Origin of the sequence: Kitasatospora putterlickiae (assembly GCF_039527695.1) — a bacterium.
GTDB classification, from domain to species: domain Bacteria; phylum Actinomycetota; class Actinomycetes; order Streptomycetales; family Streptomycetaceae; genus Kitasatospora; species Kitasatospora putterlickiae.
Genome location: NZ_BAAAKJ010000210.1, coordinates 1 through 6,891, shown reverse-complemented (window position 1 = coordinate 6,891; position 6,891 = coordinate 1). Strand labels below are relative to the sequence as shown.

At 73.7% G+C, this 6,891-nt stretch carries 11 protein-coding genes; all 11 read right to left on the bottom strand.

The genetic code is table 11. The annotated features are described in order from the left end of the window. A partial coding sequence (locus ABD308_RS20880) for a prolipoprotein diacylglyceryl transferase family protein (protein WP_344337440.1) occupies nt 1–321 on the bottom strand: 321 nt, incomplete at its 3' end. A 156-nt stretch (nt 322–477) separates the two neighbouring features. Beyond that, nucleotides 478–1,341 carry a DsbA family protein gene (locus ABD308_RS20875; RefSeq protein WP_344337438.1) on the bottom strand — a complete coding sequence of 288 codons (864 nt, stop codon included), beginning with the start codon at nt 1,339–1,341 and terminating at the stop codon, nt 478–480. Between the two features lie 65 nt (nt 1,342–1,406). Continuing rightward, entirely contained in the window at nt 1,407–1,898 is a 492-nt protein-coding gene (locus ABD308_RS20870) for a MauE/DoxX family redox-associated membrane protein (RefSeq protein ID WP_344337436.1), read from the bottom strand. 90 nt (nt 1,899–1,988) lie between these two features. Continuing rightward, a complete protein-coding gene (locus ABD308_RS20865; protein ID WP_344337435.1) occupies nt 1,989–2,279 on the bottom strand; it encodes a hypothetical protein in 291 nt (96 codons plus the stop codon). A 176-nt stretch (nt 2,280–2,455) separates the two neighbouring features. Beyond that, nucleotides 2,456–3,265, bottom strand: a complete 810-nt coding sequence (gene trpA / locus ABD308_RS20860) for a tryptophan synthase subunit alpha (RefSeq protein WP_344337434.1) — start codon at nt 3,263–3,265, stop codon at nt 2,456–2,458. Nucleotides 3,266–3,267: 2 nt separating this feature from the next. Further along, a complete protein-coding gene (gene trpB / locus ABD308_RS20855) occupies nt 3,268–4,527 on the bottom strand; it encodes a tryptophan synthase subunit beta (RefSeq protein WP_344337433.1) in 1,260 nt (419 codons plus the stop codon). Between the two features lie 55 nt (nt 4,528–4,582). Beyond that, the gene (trpM, locus tag ABD308_RS20850; RefSeq protein ID WP_344337432.1) at nt 4,583–4,732 is read right to left on the bottom strand and encodes a tryptophan biosynthesis modulator TrpM; all 150 of its coding nucleotides are present in this window, start codon (nt 4,730–4,732) and stop codon (nt 4,583–4,585) included. A 10-nt stretch (nt 4,733–4,742) separates the two neighbouring features. After that, a complete protein-coding gene (gene trpC / locus ABD308_RS20845; RefSeq protein WP_344337431.1) occupies nt 4,743–5,549 on the bottom strand; it encodes an indole-3-glycerol phosphate synthase TrpC in 807 nt (268 codons plus the stop codon). A 189-nt stretch (nt 5,550–5,738) separates the two neighbouring features. After that, nucleotides 5,739–6,185, bottom strand: a complete 447-nt coding sequence (locus tag ABD308_RS20840) for a DUF2752 domain-containing protein (protein WP_344337430.1) — start codon at nt 6,183–6,185, stop codon at nt 5,739–5,741. 86 nt (nt 6,186–6,271) lie between these two features. After that, nucleotides 6,272–6,526 (bottom strand): HGxxPAAW family protein, encoded by a 255-nt coding sequence (locus ABD308_RS20835; RefSeq protein WP_344337429.1) that lies wholly within the window; start codon nt 6,524–6,526, stop codon nt 6,272–6,274. 124 nt (nt 6,527–6,650) lie between these two features. Continuing rightward, nucleotides 6,651–6,891 (bottom strand): Trp biosynthesis-associated membrane protein (locus ABD308_RS20830; protein WP_344337428.1); only part of this gene is annotated, 241 nt, incomplete at its 5' end.

Here is a 6,891-nt window from a genome sequence, read left to right as displayed (position 1 = left end):
GCCCAGCGCGATCGCGCCCCAGATGCCGAGGCCGCCCTCCCAGATCTTGAGGGCGTTGAGGGGGTTCTTCCCCTCGCCGAAGTACAGCTGGTTGTCGGTGATCACGTGGTACAGCCGGCCGCCGACCAGGCCGAACGGCACGGCCCAGACGGCGATGTCGCCGACGGTGTGGCGGCCACCGCCCCGGGCGACCCAGCGCTTGCCGCCGAGCCAGACGGCCACGACGACACCGAGGATGATGCAGAAGGCGTAGGCGCGCAGCGGGATCGGTCCGAGGTACAGGACACCCCGCGACGGGCTGGGAATGTAGGCGATATCCATGGCAGCTCCGACGCTACAGGGTCGGCGGCCCGCCGAGGGCACCCCGGCGGGTCACAGTAGGGCACAGATCGGCGTGCGGGGCCGGGCCCGGGGCCCGCCGTCGCCCCCTCCGGACGGGGAGGGGGCGGCGGCCACCCCGCAGCGTACGCGTCCGGTTCAGCCCGCCTTGGGCGAGGGGTTGTTGGGCTCCGAGGCGGTGCTGGTGGGCGCGGGTGACTGGCCGTGGGTGCCCGGAGTGCCCACCTGCTTGCCCTGGTTGGCGGCGTCCACCCACTTCACCAGGTTGGCCGGGGTGATCTCCTCGTTGTTGAACTTCGGGTAGATCGGCTGGCCGTTCAGCAGCACCGTCGGTGTGGACTTGAAGTTGGACTTGTCGAAGTCCTGCTGGACCGCCGACACCCAGCCGCTGAACTCCAGGTCGTTGACGCACGCCTCGAAGGAGGGCGTGACCAGGCCGTCGACCTGCCTGCCGAGGTTGATCAGGACCGCCTTGTCCCCGAAGGCGTCGTTGGTCTCGTCCGGCTGGTTGCGGTAGAGCACGTCGTGGTAATCGCGGAAGTGCCCGGCGTCCTGGGCGCAGCCGAGCGCGTTGGCGGCGTACTTGGAGCCCTTGCCCGGTACGGCGCGGTCGATGAACGAGACGATGTGGTAGTTGGTGAAGATCTTGCCCGCGTCCTCCAGCTGGCTGATGGTGGGCGAGAACTCCCGCTCGAAGATGCCGCAGGCGGGGCAGCGCGGGTCCTCGTAGACGGTGAGCACGGAGGGCGCGTTGTCGGAGCCGACCGGGACGATCAGGTTCTTGTCGCCGATCGTGCCGGCCGGGGCGGCGGCGGGGGTCTCCGGCTTGGAGCGCTGGTCCTGCACCACCACGCCGGTGACCACCGCGGCGGCGATCACCGCGAGCGCCACCCCGCCGACGATCAGCTTCTTCCGCCGCCGGCCGCGGGCCTCGTCCTCGGCGCGTTCCGCCAGCATCCGCTCACGGGCGGTGCGCTTGCCTTCTCGGTTCTTGTCGCTCATCAGCCTTGGAATTCCAGGTTCGGGGGTGGGGGTGCGGCGGTGGGGCCGGCGGGTGGGGCGGGCGCTCAGCCCGCCAGCCGGCCGTCCACCGAGAACTTCGTGCGGGGCCGCCAGAGCAGCCAGCCGGCGAGCAGCAGGAACCCGCTGTCGCGCAGGATCTCCTGCAGGTACTCGGTCTGCGAGGCGTCGACCGCGCCGCCGCCGCCGAAGCATCCGCAGTCGATCGAGATGCCGCGCGCCCAGGCGGAGGCGATCCCGCCGATGAAGGCCAGCAGCAGGACCGCCGAGACGCCCGCGGCCACGCGCGTGCCCAGGCCGATCACCAGCAGCAGCGCGAGCGCCAGCTCCAGGAAGGGCAGCCCGTGGCCCACCGGTTTGACCAGGGACTCGGGCAGGATCTCGTACGCGCGCACCGCCTGGGCGGCCTCCGCCGGATCGGAGATCTTCGCCAGCCCGGCCCAGCCCCAGACCACGGCCAGGGCCAGCCGGGCGGCCGTACCGATCCACTCCGTCGCCGGCCCGGCCATCCGGACAACCCCCTCGGGAAACACCGTCACGCCCCTATGAACCGCTCCCGGGGACGCCGGGTTCCTCCGCTTTGTGGAGTTAATCCAAAAGAGTGATGCTTAATCCGGTATGAGACGGTTTCACCCTAACGGGTGGTCGGGTTCACAGCCGTACGGCCACCCCGGGTCGTGGCGGTCGAGGCCGGAACGGTCGGGATCAGGGCGGCCGAGGTCGTAGCGGCCGAGGTCCTGGCGGCCGGTCAGGGCCGCCCGGGCCCGCGCCTCCGCGCACACGGACGCGTCCCGCTCCGCCCGCTCCACCCCCCGCCTGGCCAGCGCCGGGCCGACCGCGCTCTGCGCCCCGAGCGCGGCACCGAGCGCCAGCGCCGCCGCGGCCGCCCGCAGCAGCACGGCTCGCTGAAGACCGGGCATCGGCCGACCCCTTCCGCTCGCTCGCCCCCGGGCACGTGGTGCGTGCACTCGTCCCTCCACTCAACGCCGCCCAACCGCGGGCTGGTGCGCGTGCCCGCGACTGTTCACCCGTTCGGGTCGACGGGCTGTCCGAACGGACCCGGGAACGGCGAAGNCCCGTCGGAAGCGTTCCGGTCCTACCGTCGGCGGACGCCCTGCGCCAGCTCGCCGGCCAGGGCGCGCACCGCGTCCAGCGCGGCCGTCTCGTCCCCGTCCGCGTCCAGGATCCGCTGCACGAACGCCGAGCCGACGATCACGCCGTCCGCGAACCCGGCCACCTGCGCGGCCTGCTCACGGGTCGACACGCCGAGGCCGACGCAGACCGGCAGCTCGGTGGTGGCCCTGGTCCGGGCGACCAGGTCCTCGGCCAGGTCGCCGACCTGCGCCCGGCTGCCGGTCACGCCCATCACCGCGGCCGCGTACACGAAGCCGCTGCCGGCCGCCGTGACCTCGGCCAGCCGCTTGTCCCGGCTGCTCGGAGCGACCACGAACACGGTGTCCAGACCGTGCTCCCCGGCCGCCTTGCGCCACTCCTCGGACTCCTCCACCGGCAGGTCCGGCAGGATGCAGCCCGCCCCGCCGGCCGCGGCCAGGTCGGCGGCGAACCGCGCGACGCCGTACCGGTCCACCGGGTTCCAGTAGGTCATCACCAGCACCGCCGCCCCGGGGTGCGCGGCCGCGACCTCCTGGACGGTGCGCAGCACGTCCTTGATCCGCACGCCGGCCCGCAGCGCGATGTCGTCGGCGGTCTGGATGGTCGGGCCGTCCAGCACCGGGTCGGAGTGCGGCAGGCCGACCTCGACGATGTCGCAGCCGCCCTCGATCAGCGCGTTGACGGCGCGCACGCCGCCGTCCACCGACGGGAAGCCGGCCGGCAGGTAGCCGATCAGCGCGGCGCGGTCCTCCGCCTTGGCGGCGGCCAGGATGCCGCTGAGCTTCGAAGCCATGGTCACTTACCCCCGTGGGCGGAGCCGGCGCCCGGCTCGTCGTAGAGGCCGAAGTACTCGGCGGCGGTGTGCATGTCCTTGTCGCCGCGCCCGGAGAGCGAGACCAGGATGGTGGCCTCGGGTCCGAGCTCGCGGCCCAGCTCCAGGGCGCCGGCCAGCGCGTGCGCGCTCTCGATGGCCGGGATGATGCCCTCGGTGCGGGACAGCAGCCGCAGCGCCCGCATGGCGGCGTCGTCGGTGACCGGCCGGTACTCGGCGCGGCCGGTGTCCTTCAGCCAGGCGTGCTCCGGGCCGACGCCCGGGTAGTCCAGGCCGGCCGAGATCGAGTGCGACTCGATGGTCTGGCCGTCCTCGTCCTGCAGGACGTAGGTGCGCGAGCCGTGCAGCACGCCCGGGTCGCCCTTGGTGAGGGTGGCCGCGTGCCGCGGGGTCTCGGCGCCCTCGCCGGCCGCCTCGCAGCCGATCAGGCGCACCCCGGCGTCCGGGATGAACTCGTGGAAGATGCCCATCGCGTTGGAGCCGCCGCCGACGCAGGCGACCACGGCGTCGGGCAGCCGCCCGGTGCGCTCCAGCACCTGCTCGCGCGCCTCCACGCCGATGACCCGGTGGAAGTCGCGGACCATCATCGGGAAGGGGTGCGGCCCGGCCACGGTGCCGAACAGGTAGTGGGTGGAGTCGACGTTGGCGACCCAGTCGCGGAACGCCTCGTTGATGGCGTCCTTGAGGGTGCGGCTGCCGGACTTCACGGCCACCACCTCGGCGCCGAGCATCCGCATCCGGGCGACGTTCAGCGCCTGGCGCTGGGTGTCGACCTCGCCCATGTAGATGGTGCAGTCGAAGCCGAACAGCGCGCAGGCGGTGGCGGTGGCCACGCCGTGCTGGCCGGCGCCGGTCTCGGCAATGATCCGGGTCTTGCCCATCCGCCTGGTGAGCAGGGCCTGGCCCAGCACGTTGTTGATCTTGTGCGAGCCGGTGTGGTTGAGGTCCTCGCGCTTGAGCAGGATCCGCGCGCCGCCGGCCTCGGCGGAGAACCGCCGCACGTCGGTCAGCGGGCTGGGGCGGCCGGTGTAGTCCTTGAGCAGCGCGTCGAGCTCGGCGGTGAAGGCCGGGTCGGCCTTGGCCTTCTCGTACTCCTCGGCGACCTGCTCCACGGCGGCGACCAGCGCCTCCGGGATGAAGCGGCCGCCGTACGCGCCGAAGTAGCCGCGCGCGTCCGGCACCTCGGCGCCGGGCAGGTAGTCCTTGTCGGACCGTTCGGACATGGTGAAGTCCCTCGGGAAGATGACGACGGTTGACGGTGACGTCTGTCGGCTGCGGTCAGCCGGACGTCTCGCGCCATCGCCGCCCCGGCACCTGCCCGGGCTCGCAGCCGATCACGTACCGCACCCGCCGCCCCAGCACCCGGCGTGCGGGCGCGCGGCAGCCGCGCGGGCGGCAGCCGGGGGCGAGGCGGGTGGCGATCTTCATGGCGGCGGCGTCAGTCCTTGTGCCGGATCGCCGGGTGGGCGCCGGCCGCGACCAGGTCGGCCACCGCGGCCCGCGGGTCCTTGCCGGTCACCAGCGCTTCGCCGACCAGCACCGCGTCCGCGCCCAGGTTGGCGTAGGAGATCACGTCCAGCGGGCCGCGCACCCCGGACTCGGCGACCTTGACGATGTCGTCCGGAATGGCGTGGACGACGTTGCCGAAGGTGTTGCGGTCCACCTCAAGGGTCTTGAGGTTGCGGGCGTTGACGCCGATGATCCGCGCGCCGGCGTCCACCGCGCGCTTGATCTCCTCCTCGTCGTGCACCTCGACCAGCGGGGTGAGGCCGATCGAGCCGGCCCGCTCGATCAGCGACACCAGGGCCGGCTGGTCGAGGGCCGCGACGATCAGCAGCGCGAGGTCGGCGCCGTGCGCGCGGGCCTCCCACAGCTGGTAGGCGGTGACGATGAAGTCCTTGCGGAGCAGCGGGGTGTCCACCGCGGCCCGGACGGCGTCCAGGTCCGCCAGCGACCCGCCGAAACGGCGCTGCTCGGTCAGCACGCTGATCGCGGCGGCACCGCCGGCCGCGTAGTCGATCGCCAGCGACGCCGGGTCCGCGATCGCGGCCAGCGCGCCCTTGGACGGGCTGGAGCGCTTGACCTCGCAGATCACCCGGACGCCGTCGCCGCGCAGGGCCGCCACGCCGTCCTTGGCGTCCGGGGCCTTGGCGGCGAGCTCCTTGAGCTCGTCCAGCGTGACCCGGGCCTGCCGCTCGGCGAGGTCCTCGCGGACCCCTTCGACGATCGAGTCGAGCACACTCACTCGGGCGCCCCCATCATGTCTGCTAGTCCTGGTTCTGCTAGCGAGGAGCCGGACGGCCAGTGAGCCTCCGGCCCTTCGATGGTATCGGCAAGGGGGAGCGCACAGCGCATCCGCCCGGCGTGCGTCTCACGGAACGGACCCCCGGGCACCCCCGCGAGCTGCGGCTTCACACCGTCGCCACCGGGACGGTCAGACCGGCGGCGGGGCCAGGCCGGCGCCGACCGGCAGGTTGCGGACCACCGTGAAGACGAGCACGAGCAGCCCCACCAGCACCCAGCGACGGGCCCCGAGCGCGAGCCCGGGGCCGGGCCTGCCGCGCACCGCCGCCCAGAGCCGGCGTGCCCAGAACACCCCCAGCACGGCGAACAGCAGCACCGCCACCGCGTTGTCGTGCAGCGCCGCGCTGAGGTCCCCGTGGGCCAGCGCGTGCACGCAGCGCAGCCCGCCGCAGCCGGGGCACCACCAGCCGGTGGCCGCCAGGAAGGGGCAGTCCGGGTAGTGCCCGGGCACGTTCGGGTCCACCGCGGCGACGTACCCGGCGGGAAGGGCCACGGCGGCGGGCGCGGCCAGCGGCGGCACCAGCCGGCGCGGCGCGGAGGGCCGGGCGGAGGCGGTGGGAGCGGGGGCGGCGTTCACGCCCACGATTGTGCCCGTCCCGGAGCCCGGGCGGGAGAAGCGAAACGGCGGCCCGTGGGCCGCCGTTCGCGCGAGGCGCCGATGGATCAGGCGGAGGCGGAGGCGGCGGCCAGCGCGGCCTGCTCCTCGTGGGTGTACACGTTGGTGCTGGGCTGCCTGCCCATGCCCGCCATCGACATGGCCTTGCCGACCACGCCGCCGAGCAGGACGACCGCCAGGCCGGCCCAGGTGAGCAGCACCGACGGCAGGATCATCGCGACACCCGCGATGCCGAAGCCGATGAAGGCGATGGTCACGCCGGTCCAGGCGGCGGTGGTGTGGCCGTGTGCTGCTGCTGCCATCGGATGGTGCTCCTACGCTTGACGTGTCCCATTGACGTGTTCCATTGTGCCGGGCCACACACCGGCGCCCCAAAGGGGGTGGCGGGTCTATCGCGTCACAGTGCGGCGCGCTCCCGCCCGGCGGTCAGCCCGCCGTCGGGTCCTCGCCCCGGTCCAGCGCCTTCCACAGGTCGGCCGGGTTCTGCGCGGCGCCGGCCGACGGCCGCTTCGCCGACGCCTTGCCGGTCGGCGCCTCGTAGCGGCTGCCCATCGCCGGCCAGCCGCGCCCGTACCGGACGGTCAGCAGCCCGGCCAGCGCCAGCAGCAGCCCGCCCGCCAGCGCCACCCACGGCCAGGCGGTGTGCCCGACGCCGGTCGCGGCCGAG

Coding starts and splice junctions, on each gene's coding strand:
- ABD308_RS20875 (WP_344337438.1), bottom strand. CDS start 1,341: ATGAGCGACAAGAACCGAGAAGGCAAGCGCACCGCCCGTGAGCGGATG.
- ABD308_RS20865 (WP_344337435.1), bottom strand. CDS start 2,279: ATGCCCGGTCTTCAGCGAGCCGTGCTGCTGCGGGCGGCCGCGGCGGCG.
- trpA (WP_344337434.1), bottom strand. CDS start 3,265: ATGGCTTCGAAGCTCAGCGGCATCCTGGCCGCCGCCAAGGCGGAGGAC.
- trpB (WP_344337433.1), bottom strand. CDS start 4,527: ATGTCCGAACGGTCCGACAAGGACTACCTGCCCGGCGCCGAGGTGCCG.
- trpM (WP_344337432.1), bottom strand. CDS start 4,732: ATGAAGATCGCCACCCGCCTCGCCCCCGGCTGCCGCCCGCGCGGCTGC.
- ABD308_RS20835 (WP_344337429.1), bottom strand. CDS start 6,526: ATGGCAGCAGCAGCACACGGCCACACCACCGCCGCCTGGACCGGCGTG.